This is a genomic window from Geminicoccus sp. (assembly GCF_035556675.1).
Classification (GTDB): domain Bacteria; phylum Pseudomonadota; class Alphaproteobacteria; order Geminicoccales; family Geminicoccaceae; genus Geminicoccus.
Window position 1 is genome coordinate 1 of the sequence record NZ_DATMFZ010000345.1, and the last position, 20660, is coordinate 20660.

The 20660-nt window shown below is 70.1% G+C and carries 17 protein-coding genes; 13 read left to right on the plus strand and 4 right to left on the minus strand.

Going from position 1 to position 20660, the window contains the following annotated elements:
• Positions 1-73: 73 nt before the first annotated feature.
• Genes VNS22_RS24030 through VNS22_RS24040 form a run of 3 tightly spaced genes read left to right on the plus strand, consistent with a single transcriptional unit; the run spans position 74 to position 3940 of the window.
• Positions 74-1129 carry a 2-hydroxyacid dehydrogenase gene (locus VNS22_RS24030; RefSeq protein ID WP_325737014.1) on the plus strand — a complete coding sequence of 352 codons (1056 nt, stop codon included), beginning with the start codon at positions 74-76 and terminating at the stop codon, positions 1127-1129.
• Positions 1130-1136: 7 nt separating this feature from the next.
• Positions 1137-2699: a glycerol-3-phosphate dehydrogenase gene (locus VNS22_RS24035; protein WP_325737016.1), complete on the plus strand. Its 1563-nt coding sequence runs from the start codon at positions 1137-1139 to the stop codon at positions 2697-2699.
• A complete protein-coding gene (locus VNS22_RS24040) occupies positions 2696-3940 on the plus strand; it encodes an FGGY-family carbohydrate kinase (RefSeq protein WP_325737018.1) in 1245 nt (414 codons plus the stop codon). Before VNS22_RS24035 ends, VNS22_RS24040 begins: the two co-directional genes overlap by 4 nt.
• 3 nt (positions 3941-3943) lie before the next feature.
• On the opposite strand, the gene VNS22_RS24045 is transcribed toward VNS22_RS24040, so the two are convergent.
• The 4 genes from VNS22_RS24045 to VNS22_RS24060 form a co-directional block, all read right to left on the minus strand.
• Positions 3944-5122: an acetate/propionate family kinase gene (locus VNS22_RS24045; RefSeq protein ID WP_325737020.1), complete on the minus strand. Its 1179-nt coding sequence runs from the start codon at positions 5120-5122 to the stop codon at positions 3944-3946.
• Position 5123: 1 nt separating this feature from the next.
• Entirely contained in the window at positions 5124-7391 is a 2268-nt protein-coding gene (locus VNS22_RS24050) for a DUF3141 domain-containing protein (protein ID WP_325737022.1), read from the minus strand.
• Positions 7392-7456: 65 nt separating this feature from the next.
• Positions 7457-8110: a ribulose-phosphate 3-epimerase gene (gene rpe, locus VNS22_RS24055; RefSeq protein WP_325737024.1), complete on the minus strand. Its 654-nt coding sequence runs from the start codon at positions 8108-8110 to the stop codon at positions 7457-7459.
• Positions 8107-8301: a heavy-metal-associated domain-containing protein gene (locus VNS22_RS24060; protein WP_325737026.1), complete on the minus strand. Its 195-nt coding sequence runs from the start codon at positions 8299-8301 to the stop codon at positions 8107-8109. The genes rpe and VNS22_RS24060 overlap by 4 nt, the downstream gene beginning before the upstream one ends.
• A gap of 151 nt (positions 8302-8452) precedes the next feature.
• Here VNS22_RS24060 and VNS22_RS24065 point away from each other — a divergent pair, with 151 nt between their 5' ends.
• From VNS22_RS24065 to VNS22_RS24110, 10 genes are all read left to right on the plus strand, one after another.
• On the plus strand, positions 8453-10678 hold the full coding sequence (locus tag VNS22_RS24065) for a heavy metal translocating P-type ATPase (protein ID WP_325737028.1): 2226 nt from the start codon (positions 8453-8455) through the stop codon (positions 10676-10678).
• 110 nt (positions 10679-10788) lie between these two features.
• Positions 10789-12264 (plus strand): glucose-6-phosphate dehydrogenase, encoded by a 1476-nt coding sequence (gene zwf, locus VNS22_RS24070; RefSeq protein WP_325737030.1) that lies wholly within the window; start codon positions 10789-10791, stop codon positions 12262-12264.
• Positions 12261-12959, plus strand: a complete 699-nt coding sequence (pgl, locus tag VNS22_RS24075) for a 6-phosphogluconolactonase (RefSeq protein WP_325737032.1) — start codon at positions 12261-12263, stop codon at positions 12957-12959. The genes zwf and pgl overlap by 4 nt, the downstream gene beginning before the upstream one ends.
• A 24-nt stretch (positions 12960-12983) precedes the next feature.
• A complete protein-coding gene (gene edd / locus VNS22_RS24080) occupies positions 12984-14828 on the plus strand; it encodes a phosphogluconate dehydratase (protein WP_325737034.1) in 1845 nt (614 codons plus the stop codon).
• Positions 14825-15778: a glucokinase gene (locus VNS22_RS24085; RefSeq protein ID WP_325737036.1), complete on the plus strand. Its 954-nt coding sequence runs from the start codon at positions 14825-14827 to the stop codon at positions 15776-15778. Before edd ends, VNS22_RS24085 begins: the two co-directional genes overlap by 4 nt.
• Positions 15779-15784: 6 nt before the next feature.
• Entirely contained in the window at positions 15785-16441 is a 657-nt protein-coding gene (gene eda, locus VNS22_RS24090; RefSeq protein ID WP_325737038.1) for a bifunctional 4-hydroxy-2-oxoglutarate aldolase/2-dehydro-3-deoxy-phosphogluconate aldolase, read from the plus strand.
• A gap of 101 nt (positions 16442-16542) precedes the next feature.
• Entirely contained in the window at positions 16543-17877 is a 1335-nt protein-coding gene (locus VNS22_RS24095; protein ID WP_325737040.1) for an extracellular solute-binding protein, read from the plus strand.
• A gap of 149 nt (positions 17878-18026) precedes the next feature.
• Positions 18027-18911, plus strand: coding sequence for an ABC transporter permease subunit (locus VNS22_RS24100; protein WP_325737042.1), 885 nt, complete (start codon positions 18027-18029; stop codon positions 18909-18911).
• 11 nt (positions 18912-18922) lie between these two features.
• The gene (locus VNS22_RS24105; RefSeq protein ID WP_325737044.1) at positions 18923-19840 is read left to right on the plus strand and encodes an ABC transporter permease subunit; all 918 of its coding nucleotides are present in this window, start codon (positions 18923-18925) and stop codon (positions 19838-19840) included.
• 11 nt (positions 19841-19851) lie between these two features.
• Positions 19852-20660, plus strand: an 809-nt coding sequence (locus VNS22_RS24110) for a sn-glycerol-3-phosphate ABC transporter ATP-binding protein UgpC (RefSeq protein ID WP_325737046.1), incomplete at its 3' end; no start/stop codon positions are given.

Sequence of the window (20660 nt, forward strand, 5' to 3'; positions counted from 1 at the left end):
ATCTGTTTCCCATCTACCAGTCGACCCACCGCCGGATGCGCGACATCTGGCGCGACCTTGCGAAAGTGCGTTCATGACCCGGACCATCGAAGCCGCCATCATCGGCGACAATTTCATGCGCGCCTCGGTGTTCGAGGAGAATCTGCGCAAGATCCCGGGCGTGGAGTGGAAGATCCGCAGCCTGGAGCTGCCCTGGCCGGACGAGCCCTCCTACCACGGCGAGAAGGGCACCGAGCTGGAAGGGCTGAAGGAGCTGCAGGGCGATCCGGCCGAGCTTGCCAACTTCGTCAAGGGTGCCGAGGTCCTGGTCTGCCACCTGCCGCCGGTCACCCGCTCGATGCTGAAGGTGATGGCACCTCCCTTGAAGCTGATCGGGGTCAGCCGCGGCGGACCGGTCAATATCGACATGCAGGCGGCCAAGGATGCGGGCGTCACGGTCGTCAACGCGCCCGGGCGCAATTCGACCGCGGTGGCCGAGTTCACGATCGGCGCGATCCTGGCCGAGACCCGGCTGATCACCAAGGGCCATGTCTCGCTGAGCAAGGGCGAGTGGCGGGGCGACCTGTACCGCGCCGACCTCACCGGCCCGGAGCTTTCCGAGCTGACCGTGGGCCTGATCGGCTACGGCCATATCGGCACCAAGGTCACCAAGCTGCTGAAACCCTTCGGCTGCCGGATCCTGGTGAACGATCCCTACGTGACCCTGGACGAGACCGACCGGGCCGCGGGCGTGGAGCAGGTCGAGCTGGACGAGCTCTTGCGCCGCTCCGACGTGGTGAGCCTGCATGCCCGGGTGACGCCGGAGACCACCGGCTTCATGAACAGGTCGACCTTCGCCAAGATGAAGAAGGGCTCCTGGTTCATCAACACGGCGCGCGGGCCGATGGTGAACTATGACGACCTCTACGAGGCGCTGCAGTCGGGCCATCTGCGCGGCGCCATGCTGGAGACCCATGCGGTCGAGCCCTGCCCGCCAGACCTGCCGCTCTTGCGCCACCCGAACGTCACCCTCACCCCGCACATCGCCGGCGCTTCCACCACCACGGTGAAGATCGCCGCGCAGATGATCGCCGCCGAGGTCCAGCGCTGGATCGAGGGCAAGCCGATGCTGAACGTCGCCACCAAGTGAGCCGACCATGAGCCTCGCGGAACTCGACAAACTGACCGGCCCGGCCGACCTGCTGGTGATCGGCGGCGGTGCCAATGGTGCCGGCATCGCCCGCGACGCGGCCGGGCGCGGCCTGTCGGTCGTCATGTGCGAGAAGGACGATTTGGCCCAGGGGACCAGCTCGCGCTCGGGCAAGCTGATCCATGGCGGGCTGCGCTACCTGGAATATTACGAGTTCCGCCTGGTCCGCGAGGCGCTGATCGAGCGCGAGGTGGTGCTGAACGCCGCCCCGCACATCGTCTGGCCGATGCGCTTCGTGCTGCCGCACAGCCCGGACCAGCGGCCGCGCTGGCTGATCCGGCTGGGCCTGTTCCTCTACGACCATCTGGGCGGCCGGGCGAAGCTGCCGGGCACCCGCTCGCTCGACTTCAGGAAGGACCCCGAGGGCGCGCCGATCGTGGATGCCTATCCGAACGGGTTCGAGTACTCGGACTGCTGGGTGGACGACGCGCGGCTGGTGGTCCTGAACGCGCTGGACGCGAAGGAGCGGGGTGCCGTCATCCTGACCCGCACGCCCGCCACCTCGGCCAGGCGCGAGGGGGGCCTGTGGGAGGTCGAGCTCACCGACACGACCACCGGCGAGACGCGCAGCGTCAAGGCGCGCGCGATCATCAACGCGGCGGGCCCCTGGATCGAGGGGGTGCTGGGCAGCGTCGCGGGCGTGAACAGCTCGCGCCGGGTGCGCCTGGTCAAGGGCAGCCACCTGATCTTCAAGAAGTGGTGGCAGGGGTCGCAGGCCTATCTCCTGCAGAACGACGACAAGCGGGTGATCTTCGTGAACCCGTACGAGGGCGACCTCGCTTTGATCGGCACCACCGACATCCCGGTCGAGGGCCGGCCGGAGGACGTGCGGGTCGAGGAGAAGGAGCGCAGCTACCTCCTGCGGGTGCTCAACCGCTATTTCCGCCATAAGCTCACCGAGGCCGACATCGTCGCCGAGTTCTCCGGCGTGCGCCCGCTCTATGACGACGACAGCGCCAAGAACGCCTCGGCGGTCACCCGCGACTATGTGTTCGACGTCGACCCTCCTGCCCCGGATCAGGCGCGCGCCCCGCTGCTGTCGATCTTCGGCGGCAAGATCACGACCTACCGCAAGCTCGCCGAGCACGCGCTGGACAAGCTGCAGCCCTATCTCGGTACGCGGTCCGGCAACTGGACCGCCAGGGCGCCCCTGCCGGGCGGCGACATGCCGGGTGCCGACTTCGACGCGTGGCTCGCCGGCTTCCGCAAGACACACCCCTGGCTCCCGGAGAATCTCGCCCGCCATTACGGTCGGCGCTATGGCACCCGGTCGGTCCGGCTGCTGGAGGGTGCCACGCGGATGGGTGACCTCGGCCGGCATTTCGGCGGCGAGCTCTACGAGCGCGAGGTCGACTATCTGGTGGCGAACGAGTGGGCGCGTTCGGCGGACGACATCCTGACCCGCCGCACCAAGCATTACCTGCACCTGAGTGCTTCCGAGCAGCAGGCGTTCCGCGACTGGTTCGCCCAAAGGCCGGGGGCACTCGAGGACGAACGGGAGGCGGCATGAACCGGCTGGCACTCGGCATCGACATCGGCAGCTCCGGGGTGCGCGCCTCGGCCGTCGACCGCGACGGCCGTCTGGTCGCCGAGGCCAAGGCCGCCCTGCCGGAGCCCGACCGGGCCGACGGCATGATCCGGACCGCGGCAGAGGACTGGTGGGCGGCGGTGGAGACCTGCCTCGCCGGAATCCCAAGGGAGCGGGTGGCCGCGGTCGCGGTGGACGGCACGTCGGGCACCCTGCTGCTCTGCGCCGCCGACGGCACCCCGCTTTCTCTCGCCCGACGCTACGACGATGCCGGCAGCGCTGCCCATGCCGCCCGGATCCGCGAGCTGGCACCCGCCGAGAGTGCCGCGCACGGCGCCACCTCGCCGGCCGCCCGCCTGCTCGACCTGCAGGCACGTCATCCGGATGCGGCCATGGCATTGCACCAGGCCGACTGGGTGGTCGGCCGGCTGACCGGCCGGTTCGGCGTTTCCGATGACAACAACGCGCTCAAGACCGGCTGGGACCCGGTCACGCGGACCTGGCCCGACTGGCTGGACGGGCTCGGGATCGCGCGCCGCCTCCTGCCGCAAGTGCTGGAGCCCGGTGAGGTGGTCGGCCCGGCCCTGCCGGAGCTGGGCTTTGCCAAGGGTGCGGTGGTGGTGGCCGGCACCACGGATGGCTGCGCCTCGTTCCTCGCCACCGGGGCCGACCAGCCGGGCGACGGGGTCACGGCTCTCGGCACCACGCTGACCCTGAAGCTCCTGTCCGACCGGCCGGTGTTCGACCCGGCGGCCGGCGTCTACAGCCACCGCCTGCTCGGCATGTGGCTGGCGGGTGGTGCGTCCAACACCGGCGGTGCTGCGCTCCTGCGCTTCTTCACGAGCGAGCAGATGCGCGCGATGGAGCCGGGCCTGAACCCGGACCACCCCACCGGGCTGGACTTCTGGCCGCTGGCCGGCAAGGGCGAGCGCTTCCCGATCGCCGACCCCGCCATGGAATCCCGCCACGAGCCGCGGCCGGCCGAGGATGTGCGGTTCTTCCAGGCACTGCTGGAAGGGGTCGCCTCGGTGGAGCACCGCGCGTACCGGCGTCTGGCCGAGCTGGGCGCACCGAAGCTGCGTTCGGTGCGCACGGTGGGTGGCGGAGCGGCCAACAAGGCCTGGACCCGGATCCGGCAGAACCTGCTGGGCGTGCCGATGCTGGAGCCGGCCAGCGAGCAGGCCTCCTACGGCACGGCGCTGCTGGCCCGCCGGGCCCTTTGAGGCTCAGCCGAGGTCCAGCACTTTCAGGGTCTGCCGGGCGATCATCGCCTCCTCGTCGGTCGGGATGACGCGGACCACGATGCGGCTGTCCGTCGAGGAGATCAGCGGCGCGTCGGCGCCGTTGGCCTCGTCGTCAAGCGCCATGCCGAGCCAGGCCAGCCGCTTGGCCACATTGGCGCGGATGCTGGCCGAGCGCTCGCCGATGCCGGCGGTGAACACGAAGCCGTCGATCCCGCCCATGCTGGTAGCGAGCAAGGCCGTCTCCTGGGCGATCCGGTGGGCGAAATAGTCCAGGGCGAAGCCAGCGCGCGGGTCCTGGCTGGCCTTCAGCTCGCGCACGTCGTTGGACACGCCGGACAGGCCGAGCAGGCCGCATTCGTGGTAGAGCATCCGCTCGATCTTCTTCGCGTCCCAGCCCTGCTGCATCAGATAGAGGATCACGCCGGCATCGAGGCGTCCGGGCCGCGTGCCCATGGGCAGGCCGTCCAGCGCGGTGAAACCCATGGTGGTCTCGATCGAGCGCCCCTCCTGGATCGCGCACAAGGAGGCACCGCTGCCGAGATGGGCCGCCACCACCCGCCCCCCGGCCAGTTCGGGATCCAGCTCCCGCAGCCGCTCGGCGATGAAGGCGTAGGACAGGCCATGGAAGCCGTAGCGGCGGACCCCCTCGCGATCCAGCGCCTCGGGGATGGCGAACCGGTCGGCCAGCTCGGCATGGCCACGATGGAACACCGTGTCGAAGCAGGCGACCTGGGGCAGGTCCGGTCGGAGCGCCTGGATGGTGCGGATGGGGGCAATGCTGTTCGGCTGGTGCAGCGGCGCCAGCGGCACCAGGGCCTCGATCTCCGCCAGCGTCTCCGCCGTGATTCGCGCTGGCCCCTCGAACCGCCGGCCGCCATGCACGACCCGATGCCCGATCGCGACGAGGCCGCCATCGTCGAGCGCGTCCTGCAGGAAGGTCAGCACGTGCTCGACCGCAGCGCCGACATTCTCGGCATGATCGCCGAGGTCCTTGTCGAGCAGGACAGTACCCGCCTCGTCCTTCACCTCCAGGTGCGGATGGACCCGGATGCCGTCGAGCAGGCCCTTCAGCCGCCGCTCCGGTCCGTCCCGTCCCAGCGCGAAGACCTGGAACTTGATGCTGGAGGAGCCGGTGTTCAGGACCAGCAGCGAGCCCGTCATCTCAGGTCGATCCCTTGCGGCTGCGGGGCGGGCGGGAGGTGGCGGCGCGGCGCCTGGGCAGGGCGGCGCGCTTGCGCGCGGGCGGTGGTGATGGCGGCTTCGCGGCGGCCTGCGGCCGGGCTGGCACCGGCTCGGCGGCCAGGAGTGCCGCGATCCGTTCCAGCCGCCGCTCCGCCTCGGGCACCAGCGGCCCGGCGGCTTCGGCCAGATGCCGCACCAGCGGCAGGAAGCCCCCGCGGGCATCCTCCGGCACAAGTTGCGGCAAGGCCGAGATCGCCTCCTCGCCGGCCTCGCGCAGGATGGCGGTCTGCAGCCGCACCCTGGCCTTGAACGCGTCGAGCCCGGCGGCGTGGCATTCCGGATGCTCGGCCCTGAGGTTGCGCACGGCAGCGAAGGTCCGCTCGTCCACTCGACCGCCCGGCATGATCAGCCAGACGACCGCGCGGATCAGCGCATCCGCCGGCGTGCCCGTCCCGATCCCGCGGCGCACCTCGGCAGCATGGGCAGCGACGAAGGCACGGTGCTCGGGCTCTTCACCCGGGGGCGGACGGAGCGGCTCGTCGCGCGCGCGCAGGCCCACCAGGGCCTGCAGCATCGGCTGGCCGTAGATGGCCAGGAAGGCCTGCTCGGTCATGCCGTCGCGCAGGTCGCGCCAGGCGTCGAGCATGGTGACCATGGCCTTGGAGAACTGCTCCTGCAGGAGCCGGAACGGGTTGTCGTCAGATACCGGCCGGCGCTGCGCGCGCACTTCCTCGGCGACCTCCTCCAGCATGCGCATCGCCGGGCCGTCATGACCGAACAGCTCGTACGGCAGGCGGGCCGGGTGCAACCTGCGCGCGGCCAGGGCCAGTTCCGGGGTCGCCAGTGCCCGCACCCAGGGCTGCATGAAGGTCCGGTAGAGGCCGAGATTGATGTCGGACAGGCGGGCGACCGTGGCGAAGCGGCGCTCGTCGGCTTGGTCGTTGCAGCCCAGCGCCCGGATGTCGTCCAGGTCGCGCGGCTCGAAATGCAGCACCCACTCGCCGGCCACGAGCTGGGCGTTCGGCGTGTCCGGCCCGGCCTTGGTCAGCACCGCCTCGAACAGGCCGGGCGGCAGCACGTCGATCAGGTCGATGTTGGAGGTGAACTCCTGGTGCTCCTTGCGGGCCACCGAGCCCGACACGAAGATGCCCAGATGGCCCACCGCGTCGTGCACGCTGTAGACGATGGTCTGGTCGTGCGCGCGGATGTCGTCGGCGTCCTGGTAGAGTTCCAGGATCCAGCCGAGTGCCTGGGGCGGCGGGGTGATGTCGTCGCCCTTCGAGCAGAAGACGATGATCGGCCCCCTGACGTTGCGCAGGTCGATCCGGGTCCCGTCATTGGCACGCAGCTCGCCCGATACCAGGCGGTTGCCGACGAACAGCTCGTCGGTGATCCACTGCATCTCCTGGGCACCCAGGATGGCGTGGCCGCCCCACCAGCGCTCGAACGCGAGATAGCGCTCCGGCTCGGTGTCGATGTTCGCCCAGACGTTGTACTGCTTGGTCCAGAGCGTGTTGGCCGGGTTCATGGCCTCGAAGTTCGCGACCAGCCACGCACCGTCGAACCTGCCGGCACCGAGATCGCCGGTGAGCGCTGTCAGCCAGCTCCCGCCCAGCATCCCGCCGGCATAGCGCATGGGTGAGCCGCCATGCGTGCCCTGCCAGTAGGCGAGCGGTGCGCCCGGCAGCAGGAGCGGCCCGTACCGGTCCGGCCGGATGGCAGCCGCGATCGCCAGTGCCCAGCCTGCCTGGCAGTTGCCGATCGCGAGCGGCAGGCCCTGGGCCTCGGGATGGCGCCGGATCACCTCGTCCTGGAAGCTGCCGAGCGCGTCGATCACGTCCAGGATCGTCTGGCCCTCGACCGGTTCGGTGGTGAAGCTCACGAAGTAGCAGGGATGGCCGCTGGCCAGCGCCACGCCGATCTCGCTGTCCGGCTTGAAGCCGCCGATCCCGGGCCCGTGGCCGGCGCGCGGGTCGATCACGATGATCGGCCGCTTGCAGGGATCAGTCGGTATCACCTCGCCGGGCAGGATCCTCAAGAGATCATAATTGACCGGCCGGGACAGCTCCAGGCCGTGCATCACCGGCTCGTGCCGGAAGTGCAGCACGTCCGGCGCCGGCGAGGCCATGTGCTCCCGATAGGCCAGGCTGCGCTCGCGCAGCGTGTCTAGGAACAGGATGTTCCGCTGCCAGGCGTCGACCAGATAGTCCAGCACCGGGTTGCCGGCAGGGATCGGGAGGTTGGCCACGGCTGGCCTCCTGGATGGTGGACCTGGGTGCGACGCTCAGGCGTCACGTGGCGCGGCGAGTACTGTCACGCAGCGGGGCGAAGCGACGCGATCGCCTGCGCATAGTCGCCGTTCCGGAAGATCGCAGAGCCGGCCACCAGCACGTCCGCCCCCGCCTCGATCGCCTTGGGCGCGGTCTGGGCATCGATGCCGCCGTCCACCTGCACCCGGATCGGCCGCCCGCCGGCCAGCGCCTTGGCCTGGCGGATCTTGTCGGTGGCATAGGAGATGAACTTCTGCCCGCCGAAGCCCGGGTTGACGCTCAGGATCAGGATCAGGTCCAGATGGTCCAGGACATGCTCCAGGACGGAGACGGGCGTGGCCGGGTTGAGCGCCACCCCTGCCCCCTTGCCGAGTGCCCGGATCGCCGCCAGCGAGCGGTCCAGGTGCGGCCCGGCCTCGGCATGGACGGTGATCCGGTCGGCGCCGGCCTTGGCGACCGGGGCGATCCACTGGTCGACCGGCGCGCACATCAGGTGGGCATCGAACAGCAGGTTGGACTGGCTGCGCAGGGCAGCGATCACGTCGGCGCCGAAGCTGAGATTGGGCACGAAATGGCCGTCCATGACGTCCAGATGCAGCCAGTCCGCACCGGCGGCCTCGACCGCCTTCACCTCCTCGCCCAGCCGCGCATAGTCAGCGGCCAGGATCGAGGGTGCGATCAGGACAGAATCGCTCATCCTTCGCGCACCTCATAGCCGGCGGCCTCGATCGCGCTCGTCACCGCCGCGCGATCCTCGATGCCCTTCACTTCCACCGTGCCTTCCTCCACCGAGACCGTCACCTCCGCCTGCGGGTCCAGCCGCCGCACCGCCTCCGTGACCGCACGGACGCAGTGGGCACAGCTCATTCCTTCGACCTTCAATCGCATCGCCCGAGTTCCTTCCTGTCGATGCGCCGCCATCTGGTGGTTCCAGCAAGGAGAAGGTCAAGCAGCGGTGTGAAACGGCCACGTCACCCCTTGACCTTCCCGCCGCTGGAAGGGCCACCTGAAGGATCGCGCCAGCCAGTGGAGCGTCTTGATGGCCACCATGTCCCTCGAACGGACCGAGCAGCCCGGGGTTGCCGTCGATCTGGCGATCGACGGCATGACCTGTGCCTCCTGCGTACGCCGGGTGGAGCGGGCGCTGGGCCAGGTGCCGGGTGTGGTCTCGGCCAGCGTCGACCTGGCGACGGAGAAGGCGCGCGTGGAGACGCGCGGTGCGCCGCCATCCAGCCTGGTGGCCGCAGTCGCCCGCACCGGCTATCGCGCCTCGGTCCTGGCCGACGATCCGGGTGGTGCGGCCGATGCCGAACTGCAGCGTGCCCGGGAGGCACAGGCGCAGCGCGAGGGCTGGTATGCGGCCCTGGCCCTGGCTCTGGCCTTGCCGCTGGTCCTGCCGATGGCGGCCATGCCGTTGGGTTATGAGCTGGCGCTGCCGGCTTGGCTGCAGTTCCTGCTGGCGGCCCCGGTGCAGTTCTGGCTGGGGGGCCGGTTCTACCGGGCAGGCTTGGCCGCCCTGCGCGCCGGCACCGGCAACATGGACCTGCTGGTGGCATTGGGCACCAGCGCCGCGTTCGGGCTCAGCCTGTGGAACTGGCTGGTGGTGGGCCATGGCGGGCATGCCCTCTATTTCGAGGCCGCCGCCCTGGTGGTGGCGCTGGTCCTGCTCGGCAAGTGGCTGGAGGGCCGCGCTCGCCGCCAGACCGGGGCAGCCCTGCGCGCGCTGGCAGCATTGCGGCCGACTACCGCACGGGTGCTGATCGATGGCGAGCCGACCGAGCTGCCGATTGCGGCCGTGGCAACGGGTGACCGGGTGCTGGTGCGGCCGGGCGAGCGGGTGCCGGTCGATGGCGAGATCGCAAAGGGCAGCGGCCATCTCGACGAATCCATGGTCACCGGGGAAAGCCTGCCGGTGGTCCGCGGCCCCGGCCAGAAGGTGATCGGCGGCACGATCAACCAGGACGCCGCCCTGGAGGTCGTGACCACGGCCATTGGTGCGGAGACGGTGCTGGCCCGGATCATCCGCATGGTGGAGAACGCCCAGGCGCAGAAGGCCAGCGTGCAGCGCCTGGTGGACCGCATCTCCACCTGGTTCGTCCCGGCAGTCCTGGCGATCGCAGCGGTGACCGCGCTCGGCTGGTGGCTCGCTGGCGCCGGCATCGAGCCTGCCATCATCCATGCGGTCACGGTCCTGGTGATCGCCTGCCCCTGCGCGCTGGGCCTAGCCACGCCGGTCGCGATCGTGGCTGGTACCGGTGCTGCAGCGCGGGCCGGCATCCTGATCCGCGATCCGGCAGCACTGGAAGCCGCCCACGCCATCGACGTCGTGGCCTTCGACAAGACCGGCACGCTGACCGAGGGCCGGCCCGAGCTGGCGGGGCTGGCGACGGCGGCAGGCCAGGACGAACAGCACCTGCTGGCCCTGGCAGCCGGCCTGCAGCAGGGCAGCGAGCATCCGCTGGCCGGGGCCGTCCGGGCGGCGGCACAGGAGCGAGGCCTGGTGCCGGCCGTGGCGACGGAGGTTCGCTCCCTGCCCGGGCGCGGGCTGGAAGGGGTGGTGGCTGGCCAGCGCTTCGCGATCCTGTCGGAGCGCGCCGCCCGCGAGGCCGGGGCCGAGGATGCGGAGCTGGCTGCCTGGGCAGCGGCGGCGGCCGCCAACGGGCAGAGCGTATCCTGGCTGGTGGCCCTGCCCAAAGGGGATGCGCTGGCCGTGCTGGCGTTTGGCGACCGGCCCCGGCCGGAAGCGGCGGCCGCGGTGGCGGCTCTGCGCCGCCAGGGGCTGCGGGTCGCCATGCTGAGCGGCGACCACCCGGCGGCAGCCACGGCGATCGCGGCCGAGATCGGCATCGAGGAGGTGCATGCCGGCCTCCTGCCAGCGGACAAGGTCCAGGCGGTGCAGGAACTCCGGCGCGGCGGCACCCAGGTGGCGATGGTCGGCGACGGCATCAACGATGCGCCGGCGCTGGCCGCGGCCGATCTCGGCATCGCCATGGGCTCGGGCACCGACGTCGCCATGGCGAGTGCCGGGGTGACGCTGGTGCGTCCCGATCCGCTGCTGGTCGCAGCGGCCCTGGCCGTGGCCAGGCGCACCCGCCGGACGATCGTCCAGGGCCTGGTGTTCGCCTTCCTCTACAACGTGCTGCTGATCCCGCTGGCGGCATTCGGCCAGCTCACGCCGGTGCTCGCCGGGGCCGCCATGGCGCTCTCCTCGGTGAGCGTGGTCGCCAATGCCTGGCGCCTGAGCCGTTGGCGCGCGAATTGCTAGAAATCACGAGGAGTGGGATGAACACCGGATTGGCCCTGGGATATTGACGGAGCCGGATCGATTCGCCACGTCCCAGGGCTTCTCCGGATCACCACGGAAAGCGATCACACGTGACAGCACAGATCATTCCGGTTCAGACCTTCGATCTCGTGGTGTTCGGCGGCACGGGTGACCTGGCCCTGCGCAAGCTGCTGCCTGGCCTCTACCAGCGCTTCCGTGACCGGCAGATGCCGGCGGACGCCCGGATCCTCGGTCTGTCGCGCCGCGAGCTCAGCGACGAGGACTTCCGCTCCCAGGTGCGTGGTGCGCTGCACGAGCATGTGCGCGCCGACGACCTGGTGCCGGACGAGGTCGAGCAGTTCCTGGGCCGGCTGAGCTTCCTCTCGCTGGACGCCACCGGCTCGAAGGGCTGGCCAGAGCTGGGTAGGTGGCTGGCCGACAGCGCGGAGCGGGTCAGGGTGTTCTACCTCGCCACGGCCCCGGAACTGTTCGGCCCGGTCTGCGCCAAGATCGGCAGCGAGGGCCTGGTGACCCCGGAGACCCGGGTCGTGATCGAGAAGCCGATCGGCAAGGACCTGGCCTCGGCGCGCGCGGTCAACGAGGCAGTGGGTGCGGTGTTCGAGGAGCGGCAGATCTTCCGCATCGACCATTATCTGGGCAAGGAGACCGTCCAGAACCTGATGGCGCTGCGCTTTGCCAATGCGCTGTTCGAGCCGATCTGGAACCGGGCGGCGATCGACCATGTCCAGATCACCGTGGCCGAGACGGTGGGCGTGGGCAACCGGGCCGACTATTACGACCATAGCGGCGCCCTGCGCGACATGGTCCAGAACCACATGCTCCAGCTCCTCTGCCTGATCGCGATGGAGCCGCCGAACGCGATGGATGCCGATTCGGTGCGCGACGAGAAGCTGAAGGTGCTGCACGCGCTGAAGCCGATCCGGCCGGGCCGGGTCGACCAGGTGACGGTGCGCGGCCAGTACTCGGCCGGTGCGATCGAGGGCAAGGCGGTGCCGGGCTATCTCGACGAACTCGGCCGGCACAGCGACACCGAGACCTTCCTGGCGATCAAGGCCGAGGTCGAGACCTGGCGCTGGTCGGGCGTGCCGTTCTACCTGCGCACCGGCAAGCGGCTGGCGCAGCGCGCCTCGGAGATCGTGGTGCAGATGCGCCCGATCCCGCACTCGATCTTCCCCCGCGATGCCGGCGAGGTCCGGCCGAACCGGCTGGTGATCCGCCTCCAGCCGGACGAGGGCGTGCGGCTCTATCTGATGAACAAGGATCCGGGGCCGGGCGGCATCCGGCTGAAGAACACGCCGCTCAACCTGAGCTTCAGCGAGACCTTCAAGGTCCGCTACCCCGACGCCTATGAGCGCCTGCTGATGGACGTGGTGCGCGGCAACCAGACCCTGTTCATGCGCAAGGACGAGGTCGAGGCGGCCTGGACCTGGTGCGAGCCGATCCTGGAGGGCTGGCGCCAGTCCGACGAGGGACCGGAGCAGTATGGCGCCGGCTCCTGGGGGCCATCCAGCGCCGTGGCGCTGATGGTCCATGACGGGCGTCGCTGGGTGGAGCCGGGCACATGAGCAACCGACCGATCGAGCATGGGCGCCCGGAGGAACTGCGCGAGGCGGTGGTGACCGCGATCGCCCAGGCACTGCTGGCAGGCGTGACGGCAAATGGCCGGGCGGTGCTGGCGGTCTCCGGCGGCAAGAGCCCCGTCCCGATCTTCGAGGCGCTGGCCGCGCAGGCGCTGCCCTGGGACCGGGTGACCGTGACGCTGGTGGACGAGCGCTTCCTGCCGGCCGACCATCCCGACAGCAACGAGGCGCTGGTGCGCCGCCACCTGCTGCAGCGGGAAGCGGCGGCGGCCGGCTTCATCGGCCTGCGTGGTACGGCGGCTTCCCTGGACGCGGCGGCCGCGGCAGCGGACCGGGCCCTGACAGCCCTGCCCGAGAGCTTCGACGCGGTCGTGCTCGGCATGGGCGAGGACGGGCATACCGCGTCCTGGTTCCCGGACGGCGACCGGCTGGCCGCAGCACTCGACCCGGACAACCTCCGGCTGGTCATGCCGATGCTGGCGGACAGCGCGGCTGCGACCCGGGAGCGGCTCACCCTCACCCTGCCGGTGGTGGCGCGGGCGCGGCTGGTACTGCTGCCGCTGGAAGGTGCCGGCAAGCTCGCCACCCTGGCGCGCGCCATGGAGCCCGGGCCCGTCGAGGCGCTGCCGATCCGGGCCGCCCTGAAGCTGTCGCAGACCCAGGTCCATACTGCAGGCTGAGATCCCATCCGAGGAATTCTCCGCATGGCAGCAACCCTCCATCCTACGGTCGAGGCGGTCACCGAACGGATCCAGCGGCGTTCGGCGCCAGTGCGCAGCCGCTATCTCGACCAGCTGCGCCGGATGGGCGAGCGGGCGCCGCGCCGGCACAAGCTGGGCTGCGCCAACATCGCCCATGCGCTCGCTGCCTGCGGGCCGGCGGACAAGGCGGAACTGGAGGGCCAGGGCGCGCTGTCGATCGGCATCGTCACCGCCTACAACGACATGCTGAGCGCGCATCAGCCCTACGAGCATTATCCGGAGCTGATCCGCCAGGCGGTGCGCGAGGCCGGCGGGGTGGCGCAGGTCGCCGGCGGCACGCCCGCCATGTGCGACGGGGTCACCCAGGGCTTCGCCGGGATGGAACTGTCCCTGTTCTCCCGGGACACGATCGCGCTCTCGACGGCGATCGCGCTTTCCCACGACACGTTCGACGGTGCCCTGGCGCTCGGCATCTGCGACAAGATCGTGCCGGGCCTGCTCATGGGGTCGCTGGCGTTCGGGCACCTGCCGGTGATCTTCGTGCCGGCCGGGCCGATGACCACGGGTGCCTCCAACGTGGAGAAGTCGGAGGTCCGCCAGCTCTATGCCGAGGGCAAGGTCGGGCGGCGGGAGCTGCTGGCTTCCGAGATGAAATCCTATCATGGCCCCGGCACCTGCACCTTCTACGGCACCGCCAACTCCAACCAGATGATGATGGAGGTGATGGGCCTGCACCTGCCGGGTGCCGCCTTCGTCAACCCCGGGACGAAGCTGCGCGACGCGCTGACCAGGGCCGCGGCCAGGCGGATCACCGAGATCACTTCGCTCGGCAATGACTGGACGCCCATCGGCGAGGTCGTGGACGAGCGGGCGATCGTGAACGGCGTGGTCGGCCTCCATGCCACCGGCGGCTCGACCAACCACACGATCCACCTGGTCGCGATCGCGCGCGCGGCCGGCATCCAGCTCACCTGGGAGGACATGGCCGAACTGTCCGAGGTGACCCCGCTGCTGGCGCGGGTCTATCCAAACGGGCTGGCCGACGTGAACCAGTTCCATGCGGCGGGCGGCATGGCGGTGCTGATCCGCGAGCTGCTGGGCGCCGGCCTGCTGCACGCCGACGTCAAGACAGTGGCGGGCGAGGGCGGGCTCGCGCGCTATGCCCTGGAACCCAGGCTGGTGGACGGGCGACTGGCCTGGGCGGAGGGCGACGGCCAGCCGCTCGACCGGAGCATCATCCGCACCGTGGCCGAGCCGTTCGCTGCCAAGGGCGGGCTGGTGCTGCTCACCGGCAATCTCGGCCGGGCGGTCAGCAAGGTCTCGGCGGTAAAGCCGGAGCGGCGGATCGTGGAGGCGCCGGCCCGGGTGTTCCACGACCAGGCCGAGGTGCAGGCGGCCTTCAAGGCGGGCGAACTCGACCGGGACGTGGTGGTGGTGGTGCGCTTCCAGGGTCCTAAGGCCAATGGCATGCCCGAGCTGCACAAGCTGACCCCGCCGCTGGGCATCCTGCAGGACCGCGGCTTCCAGGTGGCGCTGGTCACCGACGGCCGCATGTCGGGGGCATCTGGAAAGATCCCGGCCGGGATCCATCTCACCCCTGAGGCCGTCGATGGCGGACCGATTGCGAAGATCCGGGATGGCGACATGATCCGGCTCGATACCGTCGCCGGGACGCTGGAAGTCCTGGTGGATGCGGCCGAGCTGGCGGCGCGGGCACCTGCCGGCGCCGACCTGTCATGCTACCAGAGCGGCATCGGGCGCGATCTGTTCGCGCCCTTCCGTGCCGCCGTGGGTCCGGCGGACCAGGGCGCGGCCGTGGTGGGCGGACCCTTCGGAATGGCGGCTTGAGCGATCTGTTTCTGGTCGGTGACGTCGGCGGCACGAACGCGCGCTTCGCCCTGGTGACGGCGGACGGCGCCCGGGCCGACAACCCGATCGTGCTGAAGAACGACGAGTTTCCGAGCCTGGGCGATGCGATCGCGGCGTTCCTGGCGGAGATGGGCGGCCCTCGGCCGAACCGCGCGGCCATCGCGATCGCCGGACCGGTCACCGGCGACCTGGTCCGGCTGACCAACCGGGGCTGGGACTTCTCCATCGACGTGCTGCGCGCCCGGCTGGAGCTGCAGGAGCTGCTCATCCTCAATGATTTCGAGGCGCTGGCGCTGGCCTGCCCGCACCTGCCGGCGGACGGCAGCGTGCCGATCGGCCCACCGGGCCAGGCCGTGCCCGGCAAGCCCATGGCAGTGCTGGGGCCGGGCACCGGTCTCGGCGTGGCCGGTGCCGTTCCCGGGCGGGTGCGCTGGATCGCGGTGCCGGGCGAAGGCGGCCATATCGAACTGGGCACGGCCATCGCACGGCTGCGTCCGGCACTCGAGGTCGCCTATCGCAAGCGCGGGCGGGTTTCGGCCGAGCACTGGCTGTGCGGACCGGGCCTGGTCCGGCTGGCCGAGGACCTGGCAGAGGCCGAGGGCCGGCGCTCGCCCTGGCAGGAGCCCCGGGAGATCGTGGCTGCCGCCGAGGGCGGCGACCGGTTCGCCCTCGACCTGATCGGGCTGTTCCTGGACCAGCTCGCCATCTTCGCCGGCGACGTGGCGCTCACCTTCGGTGCGCGGGGCGGCGTGTATCTGGGCGGCGGCGTGACCGACCACCTGCTGGGCTTCCTGGACGAGGCGCGGTTCGTGGCCCGGTTCCGCGACAAGGGCCGGCTGTCCTCCTTCCTGGACGGTGTGCCGCTGCGTAGGATCACCGCCGCCACGCCGGCCCTGTACGGCTGCACCGCGAAACTCCTGCACGGTTGATGCCTCATGGATGCTGATTCCCGCCGCGAAGCGCTGCTCTCCACCTTGCGGCTTGGCCCGGTGGTGCCGGTGCTGATCGTCGAGGAGGTCGAGACCGCCGTGCCGCTCGCGCGCGCCCTGGTGGCCGGCGGCATCCGCGTGCTGGAGGTGACGCTGCGCACCGCCGCCGCCCTGGACGTGATCCGGGCGATCGCCGCGGAGGTGCCCGAGGCGGTGGTGGGGGTCGGCACGGTGCGCACGCCGGCCCAGCTCGATGCATCCGCGAAGGCCGGGGCAAGGTTCGCGGTCTCGCCGGGCGCCACTCCTGCCCTGATCGCCGCGGCCCGGGAGTCGGACGTGCCCTGGCTGCCGGGCATCGCCACGCCGTCGGAGGGGATGACGCTGGCCGAGGCCGGCTTCAGCGTGCTCAAGCTGTTCCCGGCCGAGGCGGTGGGCGGGGCCAAGCTGATCGCGTCGCTCGCCTCGCCGCTGCCGGACCTGCGCTTCTGTCCGACCGGCGGCATCGACCGGGCCAAGGCCGGCGATTACCTCAAGCTCAAGAACGTGGTCTGTGTCGGCGGCAGCTGGCTGGCACCGCCCGCCCTGGTGGCAGCCGGCAACTGGGCCGAGATCGAGGCGCTGGCCAAGGACGCCGCCACGCTCCCGCGCGCCGGAGCTTCGTGACAGCTTCCGTCTCGGAGCGGTGACGAAGCCGTCACCGAATCGCACTACCCCTCATGCCCGCCGCGCCCCCCGCGCGGCGCTGCTTTCGAGGGTAGGAACCGATGACCGTGATGCAGAGGCTGCGCGGGCTGGCGCTGGCCGGTGCCGTGCTGCTGCCTGCCGGCGCCGCCAGCGCCGAGCCGGTGAAGTTCGAGTTCTGGTACGGGCTGACGGGCGACCTCAGCGAGCGCATCCAGGAGATGTGCCAGACCTTCAACGCGAGCCAGGACCAGTACCAGGCGGTCTGCACCAGCCAGGGCGACTACGAGGCGGCCCTGCAGAACGCGATCGCCGCGTTCCGTGCCGACCAGCAGCCGACCGTCCTGCAGGTCTTCGACGGCGGCACCGCCGACCTGATGCTGTCCGGCGCGTTCGTTCCCGCCGGGGAACTGATGTCCAGGGCCGGCTACGAGGTGATCTGGGACGACTACTTCAAGGGCATTGCCGACTACTACGCCATCTCGAAGGGCGAGCTGTATTCCTTTCCGTTCAACAGCTCGACGGCGGTGCTCTACTGGAACAAGGATGCCTTCGCCAGGATTGGCCGCACCGAGGCGCCCAAGACCTACGAGGAGGTCGAGGCGGCCGCCCGGGCGCTGAAGGAAGCAGGCTATGCCTGCCCCTATGCCTATGACGTCGACCCCTGGCAGTTCATGGAGCAGTTCTCCGCGGTCCACGACCTGCCGATCGCGACGAGGAACAACGGCTATGACGGGCTGGATGCCGAGCTGGTGGTCAACCGGACCAGGTTCGTCGACCACGTCGCCTTCTTCAAGCGGATGACCGACGAGGGCCTGTTCCAGCTCAAGGAATACGGCCAGGCGCGGCTGCAGTCCTTCATGAAGGGCGAGTGCATGATGATGCAGTCGTCGATCGCCGACCACGGCACGGTCGGCAAGACCATCGCCCCCGGCACCGACTGGGGCGTGGCGCTGCTGCCGGTCTGGGAAGGCACCGAGCGCAAGAACTCGTTCGTGGGCGGGGCGTCGCTCTGGGCGCTGGCCGGCCATTCGGACGAGGAATACGCGGCGGCCGCAGCCTTCTTCGCCTTCCTCGCCAAGCCGGAGCAGGCCGAGTGGTGGTCGACGGTGACCGGCTACATCCCGGTGACCAACTCCGGCTACGAGTACATGCAGGACAAGGGCTTCTACGACGAGCCGCCGTTCGCGGGCCGCGAGGTCGCCATCGAATCCCTGACCTACACCCCGCCCACCGCCAACAGCCGCGGCATCCGGCTGGGCGGCTATCCGCAGATCCGCAAGGAGTTCCGCGACGCGCTGACCGGCATCCTGGCCGGCAGCACCGGCGTGCAGGAGGGGCTGGACGCGGCGGTCGAGCGGGGCAACGCGATCCTGCGCCGCTTCGAGAAGACCTACGCCGGCAAGACCCTGCCCTGACCTCGAGCAAGGTGGAGGTCTCGGGTTCGTTTCGCAAATTCACTTCTGCGTATCGTATGCCCGGGACCTCCTCCTGCTGTTGGCGGCACCAGCCGCCAGCATAGCACAGGATCACGTTCCTCATCGACATTTCCGGAGTGCCCGATCCGGTGGACAAGCGCGCCTGGTTCCGCAACACGCCGCTGGCCGTGGCGCTGGCGGCCCCGCAACTCCTGCTCGTGCTGCTGTTCTTCTACTGGCCGTCCGGGGCGGCGCTCTACTGGGCGTTCACGCTGGAGCAGCCCTGGGGCGGCGGCAACGTCTTCGTCGGCCTGGACAATTTCCGGGCGATCTTCGGCGACCCGCTCTACTGGAACTCGGTCGGCCGCTCGGTGGTGTTCGCCCTGGCCTCGACCCTGCTGGCCATGGGGCTGGGCATGCTGTTGGCGCTGGCGGTCGACCGGCGGCTCAAGGGCCATGCCGGCTTTCGCTGGGCGCTGATCTGGCCCTACGCGATCGCGGCACCGGCGGCCGGCCTGGCCTTCCGCTTCCTCCTGTCGCCGGAAGCCGGGATGATCGCCTATCTCAACCACAGCTTTCCCGGCCTGTGGAACCCGGTCGTGAACGGCTGGCAGGCGATGCTCCTGATCATCGTCGCCTATAGCTGGAAGTATGTCGCCTACAACTTCCTGTTCCTGCTGGCCGGGCTGCAGTCGATCCCAAGGAGCGTGATCGAGGCGGGCGCCATGGATGGTGCCCGGCCGCTGCGCCGGATGTGGGACCTGCAGCTGCCGCTCTTGACGCCCACGATCTTCTTCCTGCTGGTGGTCAACCTCACCGACAGCTTCGTCGACAGTTTCGGCATCGTCGACCTGACTACCGAGGGCGGGCCGAACAAGGCGACCGAGCTGCTGGTCTACAAGATCTATTTCGACGGCTTCAAAGGCCTCGACTATTCGGGTGCGGCCGCCCAGAGCATCATCCTGATGATCCTGGTGATCGCCCTGACCTTCATCCAGTTCCGCTTCGTGGAACGCCGGATCCACTACAGCTGAAGGCGGGGCGAATGATCGAACGTACCCCGGTCCTCGACCTCGTGACCCAGGCCGTGCTGGTGCTGGGCCTCGTGATCGCCCTGGTGCCGCTCTGGCTGGTGGTGGTGGCGGCCAGCCTCGACCTCCAGCAAGTGAACAGCTCGCCCTTGCCGCTCCTGCCGGGCAGCCACCTCCTGGAGAACCTGGCTTCCGTCTGGCAGCGCGGCGACCTCGGCTGGAAGCTGTTCAACAGCCTGCTGGTCGCGACGCTGGTGGCCGGCGGCAAGGTGTTCATCGCGGCGCTCACCGCCTTCGCGATCGTGTTCTTCCGCTGGCCGTTCCGGATGCTGGCGTTCTGGGCGATCTTCGTGACGCTGATGCTGCCGCTCGAGGTCCGGATCGTCCCGACCTACGCGGTGGCGGCCAATGCGCTGGGGCCGTTGCAGACCATCCTGGAGGTGACGGGCCTCGCCCGGCTCTGGCAGCTCACAACCGGCGTCGAGCTGGCGCTCGAATGGAACCTGCTCAATTCCTATACGGGCCTGGTCCTGCCCCTGGTCGCGACCGCGACCGGCACGTTCCTCTACCGCCAGTATTTCCTGACCATCCCGGACGAGCTGGTGGAGGCCGCACGCATGGACGGGGCGGGCCCCTTGCGCTTCTTCCGCGACATCCTCCTGCCCCTGTCACGCACCAACATGGCGGCGCTGGCCACCATCATGTTCCTCTATGCCTGGAACCAGTATCTCTGGCCGCTGCTGGTGACCACCGACCGCGCCAATTACGGCACCGCGGTCATGCAGCTGCGCCAGCTCATCCCGTCCATGTTCAGCGAGCCCGAGTGGAACATCGCCATGGCGGGCACCCTGATCGTCATGCTCCCGCCGCTGCTGGTCGTCATGCTGATGCAGCGCTGGTTCGTCCGCGGCCTGGTCGCGACCGAGAAATGAGGAAGGACATCATGGCCGAGATCACGCTCAGCAGCGTGCGCAAGTCCTATGGCGGCAACGAGGTGGTCAAGGGCGTCGACCTCCAGGTACCCGCCGGCAACTTCCTGGTGATCCTGGGTCCCTCGGGCTGCGGGAAGTCCACGCTCCTGCGCATGATCGCGGGCTTGGAGGAGATCACTTCGGGCGAGCTCGCCATCGGCGGCGTGCGGATGAACGACAGGGAGCCGCGCGAGCGCCACTGCGCCATGGTGTTCCAGAACTATGCGCTCTACCCGCACATGACCGTGGCCCGCAACATCGCCTACCCGCTGGAGGTGGCGGGCGTGCCGAGAGTGGAGCGGGAGCGGCGGGTGCGGGCGACCGCGGCCTCGGTGGACCTGGCCGACTATCTGGAGCGCAAACCTAGCCAGCTCTCGGGCGGGCAGCGCCAGCGCGTCGCCATGGCCAGGGCGATGATCCGCGCGCCGCGGGTGTTCCTGTTCGACGAGCCGCTCTCCAACCTGGACGCCACCTTGCGCGTGCAGATGCGGCTGGAGCTGCGCCGGCTGCACCAGCGGCTCGGCGTCACCTCGGTGCTGGTTACCCACGACCAGACCGAGGCCATGACCATGGCCGACCTCCTGGTGGTGATGAATGGCGGCAGGATCGAGCAGGCCGGCACGCCGCTGGAGGTCTATGGCCGGCCGGCCTCGTGCTTCGTCGCGAGCTTCATCGGCACGCCGCCCATGAACCTGGTCGAGGCCGAGATCGCGCCCGGCGGGCGGCTCCATACCGCGCTGGGCCCGCTGCCGATCGCGGCGGCCGGCGTGGCACCCGGGCC

Coding starts and splice junctions, on each gene's coding strand:
- VNS22_RS24030 (WP_325737014.1), top strand. CDS start 74: ATGACCCGGACCATCGAAGCCGCCATCATCGGCGACAATTTCATGCGC.
- VNS22_RS24035 (WP_325737016.1), top strand. CDS start 1,137: ATGAGCCTCGCGGAACTCGACAAACTGACCGGCCCGGCCGACCTGCTG.
- VNS22_RS24040 (WP_325737018.1), top strand. CDS start 2,696: ATGAACCGGCTGGCACTCGGCATCGACATCGGCAGCTCCGGGGTGCGC.
- VNS22_RS24045 (WP_325737020.1), bottom strand. CDS start 5,122: ATGACGGGCTCGCTGCTGGTCCTGAACACCGGCTCCTCCAGCATCAAG.
- rpe (WP_325737024.1), bottom strand. CDS start 8,110: ATGAGCGATTCTGTCCTGATCGCACCCTCGATCCTGGCCGCTGACTAT.
- VNS22_RS24060 (WP_325737026.1), bottom strand. CDS start 8,301: ATGCGATTGAAGGTCGAAGGAATGAGCTGTGCCCACTGCGTCCGTGCG.
- VNS22_RS24065 (WP_325737028.1), top strand. CDS start 8,453: ATGGCCACCATGTCCCTCGAACGGACCGAGCAGCCCGGGGTTGCCGTC.
- pgl (WP_325737032.1), top strand. CDS start 12,261: ATGAGCAACCGACCGATCGAGCATGGGCGCCCGGAGGAACTGCGCGAG.
- edd (WP_325737034.1), top strand. CDS start 12,984: ATGGCAGCAACCCTCCATCCTACGGTCGAGGCGGTCACCGAACGGATC.
- eda (WP_325737038.1), top strand. CDS start 15,785: ATGGATGCTGATTCCCGCCGCGAAGCGCTGCTCTCCACCTTGCGGCTT.
- VNS22_RS24095 (WP_325737040.1), top strand. CDS start 16,543: ATGACCGTGATGCAGAGGCTGCGCGGGCTGGCGCTGGCCGGTGCCGTG.
- VNS22_RS24105 (WP_325737044.1), top strand. CDS start 18,923: ATGATCGAACGTACCCCGGTCCTCGACCTCGTGACCCAGGCCGTGCTG.